At 30.5% G+C, this 12630-nt stretch carries 20 protein-coding genes and 1 tRNA gene; 13 read left to right on the forward strand and 8 right to left on the reverse strand.

What is annotated here, in order from left to right; genetic code table 11:
- Window positions 1–62: 62 nt before the first annotated feature.
- From OFN91_RS05430 to OFN91_RS05490, 13 genes are all read left to right on the forward strand, one after another.
- Window positions 63–872 carry a lipid-binding SYLF domain-containing protein gene (locus OFN91_RS05430; RefSeq protein ID WP_270866005.1) on the forward strand — a complete coding sequence of 270 codons (810 nt, stop codon included), beginning with the start codon at window positions 63–65 and terminating at the stop codon, window positions 870–872.
- A gap of 161 nt (window positions 873–1033) precedes the next feature.
- Window positions 1034–1109, forward strand: a tRNA-Lys gene (locus tag OFN91_RS05435).
- A gap of 205 nt (window positions 1110–1314) precedes the next feature.
- Complete coding sequence (locus OFN91_RS05440) at window positions 1315–2574, forward strand: tyrosine-type recombinase/integrase (protein WP_270872269.1); 1260 nt, start codon at window positions 1315–1317, stop codon at window positions 2572–2574.
- A gap of 71 nt (window positions 2575–2645) precedes the next feature.
- Window positions 2646–2843 (forward strand): type II toxin-antitoxin system RelB/DinJ family antitoxin, encoded by a 198-nt coding sequence (locus OFN91_RS05445; RefSeq protein WP_270872268.1) that lies wholly within the window; start codon window positions 2646–2648, stop codon window positions 2841–2843.
- Window positions 2844–3302: 459 nt separating this feature from the next.
- Window positions 3303–3518 (forward strand): hypothetical protein, encoded by a 216-nt coding sequence (locus tag OFN91_RS05450; protein WP_270872267.1) that lies wholly within the window; start codon window positions 3303–3305, stop codon window positions 3516–3518.
- Window positions 3509–3793 (forward strand): type II toxin-antitoxin system RelE/ParE family toxin, encoded by a 285-nt coding sequence (locus OFN91_RS05455; RefSeq protein ID WP_270872266.1) that lies wholly within the window; start codon window positions 3509–3511, stop codon window positions 3791–3793. Before OFN91_RS05450 ends, OFN91_RS05455 begins: the two co-directional genes overlap by 10 nt.
- Window positions 3794–3899: 106 nt before the next feature.
- Window positions 3900–4325 carry a hypothetical protein gene (locus OFN91_RS05460; protein ID WP_270872265.1) on the forward strand — a complete coding sequence of 142 codons (426 nt, stop codon included), beginning with the start codon at window positions 3900–3902 and terminating at the stop codon, window positions 4323–4325.
- 95 nt (window positions 4326–4420) lie between these two features.
- Window positions 4421–4666, forward strand: coding sequence for a hypothetical protein (locus OFN91_RS05465; RefSeq protein WP_270872264.1), 246 nt, complete (start codon window positions 4421–4423; stop codon window positions 4664–4666).
- A 1-nt stretch (window position 4667) separates the two neighbouring features.
- A complete protein-coding gene (locus OFN91_RS05470) occupies window positions 4668–5702 on the forward strand; it encodes an AAA family ATPase (protein ID WP_270872263.1) in 1035 nt (344 codons plus the stop codon).
- Window positions 5703–6085: 383 nt separating this feature from the next.
- Window positions 6086–6640, forward strand: coding sequence for a hypothetical protein (locus OFN91_RS05475; RefSeq protein WP_270872262.1), 555 nt, complete (start codon window positions 6086–6088; stop codon window positions 6638–6640).
- 12 nt (window positions 6641–6652) lie between these two features.
- The gene (mobP1, locus tag OFN91_RS05480) at window positions 6653–8146 is read left to right on the forward strand and encodes a MobP1 family relaxase (RefSeq protein WP_270873545.1); all 1494 of its coding nucleotides are present in this window, start codon (window positions 6653–6655) and stop codon (window positions 8144–8146) included.
- A gap of 258 nt (window positions 8147–8404) precedes the next feature.
- The gene (locus OFN91_RS05485) at window positions 8405–8593 is read left to right on the forward strand and encodes a hypothetical protein (protein ID WP_270872260.1); all 189 of its coding nucleotides are present in this window, start codon (window positions 8405–8407) and stop codon (window positions 8591–8593) included.
- A 53-nt stretch (window positions 8594–8646) separates the two neighbouring features.
- Complete coding sequence (locus OFN91_RS05490; RefSeq protein ID WP_270873546.1) at window positions 8647–8874, forward strand: hypothetical protein; 228 nt, start codon at window positions 8647–8649, stop codon at window positions 8872–8874.
- A gap of 443 nt (window positions 8875–9317) precedes the next feature.
- On the opposite strand, the gene OFN91_RS05495 is transcribed toward OFN91_RS05490, so the two are convergent.
- The 8 genes from OFN91_RS05495 to OFN91_RS05530 all read right to left on the reverse strand — a co-directional run bounded on the left by OFN91_RS05495 (window position 9318) and on the right by OFN91_RS05530 (window position 12620).
- Complete coding sequence (locus OFN91_RS05495) at window positions 9318–9875, reverse strand: hypothetical protein (protein WP_270873547.1); 558 nt, start codon at window positions 9873–9875, stop codon at window positions 9318–9320.
- 44 nt (window positions 9876–9919) lie between these two features.
- Entirely contained in the window at window positions 9920–10141 is a 222-nt protein-coding gene (locus OFN91_RS05500; RefSeq protein WP_270873548.1) for a hypothetical protein, read from the reverse strand.
- 48 nt (window positions 10142–10189) lie between these two features.
- Entirely contained in the window at window positions 10190–11218 is a 1029-nt protein-coding gene (locus OFN91_RS05505; RefSeq protein WP_270873549.1) for a HipA domain-containing protein, read from the reverse strand.
- A 1-nt stretch (window position 11219) separates the two neighbouring features.
- Window positions 11220–11441 (reverse strand): hypothetical protein, encoded by a 222-nt coding sequence (locus tag OFN91_RS05510; protein WP_270872256.1) that lies wholly within the window; start codon window positions 11439–11441, stop codon window positions 11220–11222.
- 6 nt (window positions 11442–11447) lie between these two features.
- Window positions 11448–11723 carry a hypothetical protein gene (locus tag OFN91_RS05515; RefSeq protein WP_270873550.1) on the reverse strand — a complete coding sequence of 92 codons (276 nt, stop codon included), beginning with the start codon at window positions 11721–11723 and terminating at the stop codon, window positions 11448–11450.
- A 3-nt stretch (window positions 11724–11726) separates the two neighbouring features.
- The gene (locus OFN91_RS05520) at window positions 11727–11885 is read right to left on the reverse strand and encodes a type II toxin-antitoxin system HicB family antitoxin (RefSeq protein ID WP_270873551.1); all 159 of its coding nucleotides are present in this window, start codon (window positions 11883–11885) and stop codon (window positions 11727–11729) included.
- A 3-nt stretch (window positions 11886–11888) separates the two neighbouring features.
- On the reverse strand, window positions 11889–12128 hold the full coding sequence (locus OFN91_RS05525) for a hypothetical protein (protein WP_270873552.1): 240 nt from the start codon (window positions 12126–12128) through the stop codon (window positions 11889–11891).
- Between the two features lie 279 nt (window positions 12129–12407).
- Complete coding sequence (locus OFN91_RS05530; RefSeq protein WP_270872252.1) at window positions 12408–12620, reverse strand: hypothetical protein; 213 nt, start codon at window positions 12618–12620, stop codon at window positions 12408–12410.
- Between the last annotated feature and the right edge of the window lie 10 nt (window positions 12621–12630).

Raw genomic sequence — 12630 nt, forward strand, 5'->3', positions numbered from 1 at the left:
AGCTAAAAAAAATGAAATTGCTGTTATAATAACTAAATTTCTATTTTAAAAGGATTAAACATATGAAAAAATTTTTATTAATTGCTTCATTTGTAGTTTCTAGTTTTTTGCACGCTGATGTCGTAGCAAATCAAGAAGTCATCGCAGCGACTAATGTTATGAGATCATTTGGCGCATCTAGCGGTTTCCATGTAGATCAAAAATATCTACAAGGCGCAAAAGCAGTAGCGATCCTAACAGATGTCAAACGCCTAGCAGCTGGCGCTTCTATCCAATACGGCGATGGAATTTTTAGCGTAAAAAATGCTGATGGCACATGGAGTGCTCCAATTTTCATCAAATACAAAGGCTTTGGTGTAGGTATCCAAGCAGGATACGAGACAAGCGATGTTGTGCTACTTTTCCACACAACTAAATCTTACCAAGATGTATTCACAGGTGCTGATACACTAGAAGTAAGCGCTGGTGCAGCATTTGGCGGACACGGTGCGAAAGCTGGTCGCGCTACTGATTTACCTGATATTTCAGCATGGATTGCAACCCCAGGCGAACAAACAGGCTTATATGCTGGCGTCACAATCGATAGCGGTCGCATCACAATCGATGATCAACTAACAAACGATTATTATGAGAGAATTTACGCTTACGAGGATATTTTAAACGATTCTCCACGCAATACAGAACACACTAAAAACCTAAAAGATGTTCTTTATAAATACCTAACAATGGGCAATGTCCGCTCAGCTAAAAATGTAGGCGCAAATTATGAGTTTGCAAAAATCGAGAAAAAATACGCTGATGGCAAACCAATCGTTTCTGACCGCCCTTACAAAAAAGGCGCAAAAGCAAGCAAAACTCAAACAAAAAAATAATTTCTCAAATTTAGGCTCTCGCTAAGGGAGCCTAAAATTCATTAAATTTATCTATGAAATTTCACTCTCAATAACAAATCATTTAAATTTAATCAAATTTTCGAAAATTCTGCCAAATTTAACCTATTTTTTATATATATATGAATAAAATACAAGTTCGTGTCTCGTTAGCTCAGTTGGTAGAGCATCTGACTCTTAATCAGAGGGCCGCAGGTTCGAAGCCTGCACGGGACACCACTATACATATAACATCAATTCCGTTTATTTTAATTTTAATTCCGAAAATCCCAAAACAAGGGAACTGAACTTCATTTTTATTTATTTTTAACATAATTTTTTTATAATTTATTTAATTTTATATGGTAAGTTGTAAAGTAAGTTTAAAATTTGATAAGTAAGTTTTGATACATTTTTACAAATTCTACGAACAAAGGACTTCACAATGCCAAGAAAAGCAGAAGCGTATTTAACAGATAAAATGATTAGAGAGTTGCAACCAAGCGATAAAGCGTATTATAAAAAAGTCGGTGAGCCATCGCAACTTTATATTCGCATTAACCCTAATGGCGAAAAGAGATTTTTTCTTTGGTGTGTTGAAAGTGGCAAGAAAAAGCAGTTAAAGTTGGGCAAATATGAAAAAGGCTTATACGGCGTAGAACAAGCACGAAAAGAGGCAAGAGATAAACTTGCAAAGCTAATTAGTGGTAAAACAATCATTGAGCTAAAAACTAATAATTACGATAAATATACCTATGAAAAATATTTAGAGAAATTTCTAAATGTCAAACGAGCAAAAAACATATCAAAGGATACAATCAAACGCATAGAAAATCGCCATAAAAGATGGGTTACACCAAGTCTAGGTAACATTGATATTAGAGAGATAGAAAAACACCCTATGATGCTAAAACAAATCACAGATAAAATGAACGAAGAAGGCATAGGCGATAATAAAAATAGGCTATGCCGTGAGTTAAATGCTATATTCGATATAGGGATTTTAGAACGAGTTATTAGCTATAATCCAGCCTACAAACTACAAGAGCAATATGCAAAACAAAAAGAAACACATTATGCTGCGCTCATAGAGGAAAGCGATATAAAAGAGTTTTTAAGCGATTTAAAGGCGTGGAAGCCCAACAATACATTTCATTGCAAACACGCCATTTATCTGCAAATGCTTTGCGCTAATCGCCCTAAAAATACAGCACAAGCAAAATGGGCTGATATAGATTTGGAAAATGGAATTTGGACTATACCAGGCGAAGAAATGAAAACAGATATTGATGAACACATTGTCGCCTTATCTAGCTATGCTATCAAAATTCTAAAAAAGCAAAAATTATTAAGTGGAAATTTCGAGTATGTATTCCCTAGTATAAACGAAAAGGGGGAGCTAACCCATATTACAACCAATGGATTAAGAATAGCTATCATCAATCTAGGGGGCAAAAGAAAATGGTTTAAAAGAACTACTTCACACGGATTTAGAAGCACATTTGACACTATTTGTGAGTTAAATTCAGCCGAATTGATAACAATGGGCTTACCATATCAAGCACCAGAAGTTGCCTTATCTCACAAAGAGAAAAACCAAATCAAAAATGCCTATGTGCGAAAAAGAGCGCAAATAGAGCATTTAAAGAAGCTTATGCAATGGTATGGCGACTACCTAAATTCCATAGAGCCATTAGGGATATAATTTTCTTTTACAGAATAAATTCATTAAAAAGTAGTATAATAGCCATACTTTATCAATGAAAAGGATTACAAATGGCAAATGTCAGCATTAAGGTCAATGACCAAGACAAGAAAGAAGTAGAGAAAATTTTTAGCGAGTTAGGACTTACGATTAGTTCGGCTACAAATGCGTTTTTTAAGCAAGTTATACTTTATAACGGCATACCCTTTAAACTGCGAACCAAGAGAAAATCTAGCACGATTTCGCATATACCAAATGATGAAGCTTAAAAAGTATTGACAGCTCTATAATAGGGCTTTTTCTTTTATAGATACACTCTTATTAAATATTTATTAATTTTAAGGGTATATCATTAGGAAAATTCTTTTGTCAAAAAATCCAAGCTCTAACCCTTAATAGAGAGAAAGGGAGGGGAGAACTATATATTTTTAAAAAAATATCAAAAAAATAATGCGTTGTTTTAAATTCTTAAAATCAAAAAAATACAATCGGTAAATCAAAACTGCGAAGCAGTTTTGAACTTTTACCAAATTTAACTTGGGGCTTTGCCCCAAACCCCATCAGTAAAAGGAAAAAATCACTCAAATTTCGCTTTGAAACAAATTTTCGATATTTCATACCACCTAACACTTTAAAACGCTTAAAACGCAAATTTGGCGTGTTTTGCCAAAAAAGTGCAAAAGTTAAAATATTTTAGATATAATCACAAAAAATTCAAAAGGAAAACAATGCAAACTTTGACTATCAGAGCCAGTGAAAGCAAAATGAAACAAATCATAAAATTAATTCAATCACTAAATATTGATTTTAAGTTAGACAATGCAGAACCTAGCGAATTTGATGAAAAAATGCAAAATTATAAATCCGATTTAAAAGCCTATAAAAACGGCATTTTAAAGACTTCAACGCTTGGTAGCGGTTGGAAATATATCAAATGCGAATAATACAATCAGAGCGTTTTGTAGATGAGTTAAATCAAATTTCCGACTTCATCGCACAAGATAGTATCAGTAAAGCCATAGAATTTCAGACCGAACTTCTGCAAAATTTGCAAATCATAGCCCAACAGCCTTTTGCTTTTAGAAAATCTGTAAGTTTCGATGATGATAAAGCAAGGGATTTTATCTATAAAAAATATGTCATACCATATTTCGTTAATGATACCGAAATATTGCTTCTAGGCATTTACAAATCAAATTTATGGAAAGCAACGAACTAAACTTTAAGCCTTAAATTTCATTTTTCTTTTATAGGATAAAAAAATCTTATTAAAAAGAAATTAAAAATAATTTATGTTAAAATAATCGAAAATTAAGGACAACGCAATGATAAACGAAAAAGACAAAAAAATCATAGATAAATTTTTAAAAGAGCAAAATTTCGATTTTGATAAATATGATGATTTTATCGAATATATCCAAGCTAGGGGTATGCTAAATCAAGATAAAAAATGGGTAGATAGAATTGTATTTACAATGCAAAATTTAAAAAAATTGTATTTTGAATATGTAAATCCAGTTAAAAAAATATCCAAAAAGCTAGGTATGAATTATAAAGAACTTGCAGAACAAATAGGCTATACGGAAGCTGGAATTAGAAACGCAGTTTCAAAGGATAAAATAAGCGAACAATTAAAAAGAACATTAGAATTATTGCTAGAAAATTATGAGTTAAAGGAAAGAGAGAAAGAAAGAGAATATGAAATTGAAAAATTAAAGATATTTTTACTAGATTTTGTTAAAAAAATATAGATAATAAAAAATATTATAATAAAAAACGATTTTTTATTTGACATTTTATTAAAAAAAATCTATAATTATCCAAATTTAAAAAAGAAAGGATAATTATGGAAACTAACACCTCGCAAAACGACTGGCTTACCCCACAACAACTACAAGAGCAGTATCACATAAGCGTAAAGCATCAATGCAAGTTGCGTATGCGCATAAACTACGAACCCGAAAACGCAAAACATATTCCGCCTATCCCTTTTACAAGAGTAGGAAATCGAGTGTTATACAACAAAGCAAAAATTGATGAGTGGCTTTTGAAACTAGACACACAAAAGACAGGTCTTCGCAAAGGAAAATAAAATGAAAGATAAAACAACCCAACCCCCACAGAGCGTGGGGGAAAATTGTAAAAATAAAGCAAAGGAAATTATAGCTGAATTTTCGAATTCTGTAAATATAGATGAGCTAAAAAATAAAAAAGTAGAGTGGTTGATACCAAATTTTATACCCAAAAAAACCATAATCAATATTTATGGCAAACCAGGAACTGGCAAAAGTATTCTTGCGCTTTATCTGTGTAAATTTTTGCTAGATAACGACAAGGTTAAAGAAATTTATTATCTCGATGCCGATAATACAGAGATAGTCTATGCAGATAGAAAGACATATGAGATTATGCAAAATCATCTACAAAAATTTCATTTACAAATTTTCGAAAATCAAGCCGATAAAAAATCGAAATATGATTTCGTGAAAGATTTCGCACAAAGAGCCGATGATTTATCAGATACCTTGCTAGTCTTTGATAGCATTAGAGATTTTATGAATATCAATATGCAATCAGATAAAGAGGTAAATGATTTTTTATCAAATTTAAAAACATTAAGAGCCAAAAATGCCACTATTATTTTTTTACACCACCAACCCAAACAATACGGAGATGAAAATAACAAAATCGCAAAAGGCTCAACTGGTTTTACTGAAACGCCAGACGCTTCTTATTTTTTAGATAACAAAACCGATGAGTATGAAATCGGTAAAAATAAAATTATTTTTACGCTCGAACCACAAAAACCAAGATATAAAATCAAGTCTTATGCTTTTATCATAGATACACAAACTCACTCGGTAGAAATTTCGGATTTTCTCCTTTATGGATTAAATCAAAAAGAAAGACACACTCTTGCAATTGCAAGAGAAGTCATCAAAAAAGGTAGAATTCAACAATCGCTTCTTGCAAAGAAAATTAACGCAATCGCAAGTGAAAATCAAGTAGAAATTTTAGGGCTTAATAGCTTGTGGAATTTACTTGCTAAATACAACGGAATTTACTTTAAAATCGAAAAAGAAAATAACAATGGCTGCATTATCAAAAGTTATTATAGTCCATTGTAAATTTAATCACAAATCTAAGGCGAAAGAGCTAGTAAAAACTCTTTCCCTTTACTGATGAATTTTTGCCAACTGAAATTCACCGATTGAAAAAAGATTTATCAGTAAAGGGAAATAGATATTGTATTTCAAATGTGAAATGTATCTATTTCTAAGTTATTTAAAAATAATAATAATGCAGGATTACGCCTTTTTAATCCGATTTGTTAAACAGATTTATCCATTTTGTTTAACAACAAAATGGAAAATGTTTAACAATCTAATCCGAAATGTTAAACACATTTATCCGTTTTGTTTAACAACAAAACTCCTAAATGTTTTACATTAATCGGATTAAAAGGCAGTGTCTGCGACGCTCTTGTTTGAGAAAAATGATAGAAAGGATAATGAAAAAAATGGGTAAAAAAACATTTAAAGGTGTGAGAATTGATGATACGCTTTTGGAACAAATAAACGAAAAAATCCAAAACACAAATCAGACATTTTCCGATATAGTTAATGTTGCATTATTTAAATTTATTGATAAAAAATCTGACAAAAATTCCGAAAAAATACAGCCAATGTCTATGGCAAAAGATAGTGTCGAAATTCGATTTTTTATACCACAGCAAGAATATAAATTTTTACAAAATCAAGCAGAAAAAAATGGTTTTTCATCAGCAACCAAAGAGATAAAATTTCTACTTCTAAATTTCATTTATGGCAATGAAAAAGTATTCAACAACATAGAGATGAAAGAGCTGACAAAAGCAACAAATGATTTAAATATTTTAGGTCGCAACATAAGCGAAATTATAAGATATTTAAGAACACACGACCCATTTAATTTGAATATAAATTACAATGGATTAGAGAGATTACTTACAGACATAAACACTCAAATCAAAACCATCAATGATTTGGTTACAGATTACCGAGCGAAGTTGAGAGATAAATTCTAAAAAGGCAAAATAATGCGCAAGAAAAAAGTATTTGATGATGAGTGGAAAGCCAAAAAGGTTTGGACTGCATTAGACAAAAAGTCTAAAAGCTCATACGCATATAAAAACAAGCTAGGTAAATACAAAAATCGAACAATAACACAAAGCAGCAAACCTAGCTTTTTGCAAGAGCCACAAAAAGAAGTTGTGGTTAAAATCACAGGTTCGAATACAACCCTCAATGGATTAAGGGCTCATCTTAACTATATTTCACGCCACGGCGAAGAGATAATGACAAGCGATTTTGAAGTATTTGGCAAAGGCGAATTGAAAAAAGCAACCGATAGTTTCAACAAATATTATGAAATCCCTACACAAAACGACCTTGAAAAAAACAATCAAAAAGAAAAAAGAGAAGCCTTGCATATCGTATTTTCGATGAAAGATGCTCAGTATGCACCACCAAGTAAAATCAAAGCAAGTGCGATGAAAACTATAAGCGAAATGTATCCAAATAACCACTATGCCGTTGCAGTGCATACAAATACAGACAATCCACATTGCCATTTGGTATTAAAAGTCAAAGATATATGGGGCGATAGAATAAATCCCCACAACGCAGATTTGCAAAAAATGAGAGAGAAATTTGCCGAAAATTTAAGAGATTTGGGCGTAGAAGCAGTAGCCACAAAGAAAAAAGGCAAAGTGATCGAAAACTACTATTACGATAGCACTAGACACAAACCGCACCATTATGAAGTTGTGGATTTTGGCAGAGCTCCGTATAAATTTAACCAAGATAACCAAGAAAGCTTTTTTGTGCGTTATCGCACAAGCAAAGGCAAAGAGATTGACATTTGGGCTGATGATTTAGAAAGAGTTGTCGCAGAAAACGATATAAATATCGGCGAATATGTTAGATTTGCAATCGTAGATGAAACCCCAAAAACTATAAGAAAATTCGATAAACGAAAAAATCAATACATAGAAAAGACATTTTATAAAAAGACTTGGGGCGCTTCAATCGAAAACAGAGCCGAAAAGGTGCTAAATCCACTCAAACATTTTACGCCAAATGATTATAAGATTATAGACGCACCTGAAATTTCACCACAAAATGAAATTTCAAAACCCAATAATGAGCAATTAGTGGCTGAAATTTCAACGCAAAACGAAAAAACGATAAAAGTTAAAACGCAAGAAAACGCTAAGGAAACGCCTTTAAATGACAAAGAAAAAATCAAACAAGAACAAGAAAAAGGAATTTACACGCATTTCAAAGAGCGAGAAAACAGAAAGAGTGGTCAAAGCAAATATATTTTCTTTACACCAACACAGCATAAAAACTATGTAGCAAACCAACCAAAGAACTTTGATGATACTAGAAAACTATCAGAACTATTAAGCACAGAAAAATCAGAAGTCTTAGGAGCATTAGTCATACACAAGCAAATGATGGAAGTCGCTAGAAAAATGCGTAAAGAGAAAGAGCCGCCAAACAGAAGTCGTGGATTTAGTAGAGTGTAAAAACATTTTTTCCCTTTTACAAGAAAATTCTTTGGGGAGAAGCCCCAAATATCTGTAAAAGAGAAATAAAAACAAATTTAAAATTAAGAAAGGAGGAACTCAACAAAACAACTACAACTAAAAAAACCGATACAGATAGAACTAATGGTAGTGGCATTGAATATTAAAATATAATTTGTATTAACTTACCTTATTTTATATTAAAATAAGGTAAGTTATGTTATACTATAATTCATTTTATAAAAGAAAGGATAAAAAATGTTAAGCAAAGAACAATTAGAAATGTTTGAAAAGGCTAGTGCCCATATGACAAAAATGGAAAACGACCCTGAATATTGCAAAGAAATCGAAAAAGAACTTTATAAAGGTGCTCCAAGCTGGTTATTAAATAGAATTAAAAAAAGAATTTCTGAAAGCGAAAAAAAAGATGAAAAAAAGAAGCACTAAATTCATTTGAAGATTTTTTAAAAGATGAAAATTTGCTTGATGAAGTTGATTTTGTGGCAGTTAAGAGAGTTTTGGCATATCAGATCCAAGCCGAAATGAAAGCCAAAAAATCACAAAAACAAGAAATGACAACAGATGGTAGGGACGCCCACACACCCCCTACAATCAAGCCCAAAGTCTTGACGGACGACTGGTTCAAAAGAACATTTCATCTGTTGCCGATACCGAAATTATACCACAAATACTTCCTTGACTTTGCAAACTTTGCAAAGTGCGACTAGTGTTTTAGGGAAAAAATTAAGCATAGAGATTAGATAATAAAGAAATAGTTTATGGAATTGTGTGTTCTAATGCAAGTTTATGGCTAAATTTTAGCTATTAGGTAAATAATTAGGTAAAATATAAAAGCAATAACACACTAAAATATTGATTTTATCGGTATTTTATAAGTATATTATCGAGTTCGCCAGGGACACCACCTAATATATTTTCTGCTTTCTTTTTCATTATAATTAATCCACAAAGCCCAAAATAGCGATATAAAATTGCTATTTATTCTATTATTGTCAAGTGTCTAGCAAAAATGCCTATGTGCGTAAAAGAGCGCAAATAGAGCATTTAAAGAAGCTTATGCAATGGTATGGAGATTATCTAAATTCAATCGAGTTGTTAGGGATATAAACCTAAAAAAATAATAAATATATTTTAAAAAGATTTTTTGTTTTTATTTTTCACCTTTTTGCTTTTTCATTATCTCATTATAAACTCTTTGAACATTTTCATCGTTTGTTGCATTTGCCCAATTCTCAAAATCTTTCAAAGTTTCAAATGGTGCTATTTTGCTAAATTGTGCTTCGCTTACTTTATTTTGCGTTAAATATTCCGTCCAAGCATAATACTCGCCTTTTTTCACAAAATCTTCGTGGTCTTGCATAAAAACAAAATCCATAAAAACATAGATAAATTCGTGTAACACAGAACGCAAAGGTCGCACGACATATTTAAATATTTTTATATATAAAAACACCATAAACATTAAACCTAATCCGACTACAAAAATTTCGTGGAAAAACAAATCTAATAAAAATATCCACACAGATGATATTTCAAAATTTGTTCTAGCTAAACACTTATAAAATTCATTAAAAATTAAATAGAGAACAAAAATAATAGGAACATAGAAAGCTAAACGCTCTTCTGCTTTATTTTTAAACTCTAAATAATCATAATCAATCAAAATAGAAATCGGAAGCAACCATAAAATTAAACTAATTAGCCACATAGTAAATCCTTTATGAATTCTATCTACAAAAAGATATACTTAAATTAAAGTTTTTTAACTTTCTGAACTATTTGTCTTTCTAGCTCGTTGCGTTCCATCATCAACAGATTGTATTCTTTTACTAGCTTATAATATTTTCTGTTTCTTATAAACATAATCACAAAAACAACCAAAAGAATACAAGCGATTATTATGTAGTATTTCACATCTACTGGCATTGTTTCTATATAGTTTTTAACACTCTCAAAAGTTATATTGTTATCCATTGATTTTGCTCCATTTAATTTTTTAATTTCAGCTAATAGAAAATATACTTAAAAATCTATTTCTTTGCTCTTACTGCTATTTTTTTTACCAATTTTTAGCTTTTTCGCTACCATTTGAGCTTCTGATAGAACACTCGCAACACTCACTTGATTGTTTTCTGCTTTTTCTTTTAATTGTTCTTTTGTTAATTTGCCTTTTTCGTATGCCAAATTCAACGCATAATCTAAAATTTTTTCTTTTCTTTCTTTAATGATTATTTTTAAACAATCTTTATGCAAATTAGAAATATATGGTGTGTTGTCAATAATCGAATTTATTTTTGCTAAATCTATCTTTGGTGTAATTCTCTGTAAAGCTTTTAAACAATCCATATTGTTAGTATTTGTTAAAAAATGATATGGTCGAATTTTGACATTATTTTCTTTTATGGCAGAATTTGGAAATGTATATATTCGCATTTCTAATGCTTTGGGATTTGTTAATATTTCAGACATCATTTTTTCATCGGCTTGTGGAAATAAACAAGAACCACAATCGTAAATAGGTGCGATTTTATGTTCTCCTGTTTTTTCATTAATCAAAAATCCCCAATTTCCATTGTGCCTATCAAAGTTACCTAATAAACTATCGGCAATAAACATATTCCAAAAAAAATCTTTTAATTCTTGTTTATCTATTTGAAAAATTTCTTGGTTTTCAATAGTGGTTAAAATATCTTTTAATTCTGTTCCATACCCATTATTTACGCTATCTATTATTGTATTTTTTAAACTTGCAAAATCATATAATTTATAATCTATTTCGGTAAAATCTTTACAAGCTACTACAATTTTATCTTTATATTTACCTAACATTGTATCTTGCGAATTAAGCCCCAATGTTTTAAAAATTTTACAACTAATATCTTCGCTGAAACAACTATTTGTATAAGATAATTCTGTTGTATCTTTTCCTTGTGGCGGAAATTTTAGTAAATAATTTTCATTGTTATATATAATTCCGATTTTTGAACCATTACCCCCATTGAATACTCTCACATTTCTCTTACAAGTTGTAAAATCAATCTCATTACACATTTTAAATTCCTAAATATTTTTTTCTTAAATAATCTGCAATTTCTTTTGAAATTTCATATCCATATTGAGCCGAATTTATAGATCCATATAATTCACCCCAATAAAGGTCTAAATGTAATTTATCGTTTGCTTCTATACAAGCTTTATAAGCTTGTATATCTTGCTGTAAATATAACGGCAAAGTCCTTTCGTCTAAAATCAAATCATCGTTATCATGTAACATTTTATTTTACTCCATTTTATTATTTTTATTTATAGCAAAAATATCTTCATGCATTACATTGGCATTTAAATAGCTCTTTATTTTACCTGATTTATATGCTTTCATTGTGGCTTCATTTTCCTTTAAAATTTTAGCTTCGAATTCTTTTGTGTAGCCGTTAGAGATTTTTGGCGAATTATTTTTTTCAATTTTAAAATCCAATTCAGGGTATGTTTTTAAAAATGCCTTCAAAGCATTAAAAATACTTTGATTACCGTTTTGTATCAGAAGTGTGATTTGCATCGTTTATTCTTTTTGTAAGCTCTCTAAATAAAGCTCCATAGCTTCCCTAATATTGCTTAATGCTTCTTCGTAGGTATCGCCCTGCGATACGCAACCTTGAAGTTGTGGAACATAAGCAAAATAGCCGTATTCATCTTTTTCAATAATTGCTTGTAAAATCATAGCCTATATCCTTTCATTTATATTTTTACGAATATCTTCGACAAGCAGCTTTCGCAAATATGTCGGTCGTGTCAAAAAATGTGTATGGCACATTTTATCCAAATATTCTATTTCATTTGGTTGCAAATAAACGCTGACTTGGATTGTTTTGCGTTTATACTTTTTTGCCTCTTTTTCAGCCGTTTTATCAGCATTCTCGGAAATATTTGTTGCAGCTACTTCTCCGGCTATATTGTTTTGCATCGCCTTATCCTTTTATTAAATTTAAAATTTTTGATTTCACTAAAAACTTTTTATATTAATCTACTACAACCAATTCATTATTTGCTTTTATTGATTAATGCTATTTTTATAAATCAAATTCTTTAAATATTTTATAATTAATTATATTAAGTAAATATAAAATATCGTAATTTAATATGGAGGCGACTAATTGCAAGGAAAACTCAACAAATTTAGATTTAGAGATTTTTGGTTATTGCTTTTTCTTAAACTTCATTTAGCCAAGAATTTGAGCTAAAATCAATTCTCTTTATTTTGCTTACTAACTGAATTTTTCTCATATTCCAACTCTTCTTGTTCTGCAATTTCTTTTTCAAGCTCATCTAATAATTCATCAGGTGCGCCACGATAAAGTTCTTTTTCGATTTTCTTGCGATACTCTGGGTCATTTTCCATTTTTGTCATATGGATACTAACCTTTTCAAACATTTCTAATTGTTCTTTGCTTAACATTTTTAATCCT

The organism is Campylobacter sp. JMF_08 NE1 (assembly GCF_027737875.1).
Classification (GTDB): Bacteria; Campylobacterota; Campylobacteria; order Campylobacterales; family Campylobacteraceae; genus Campylobacter_B.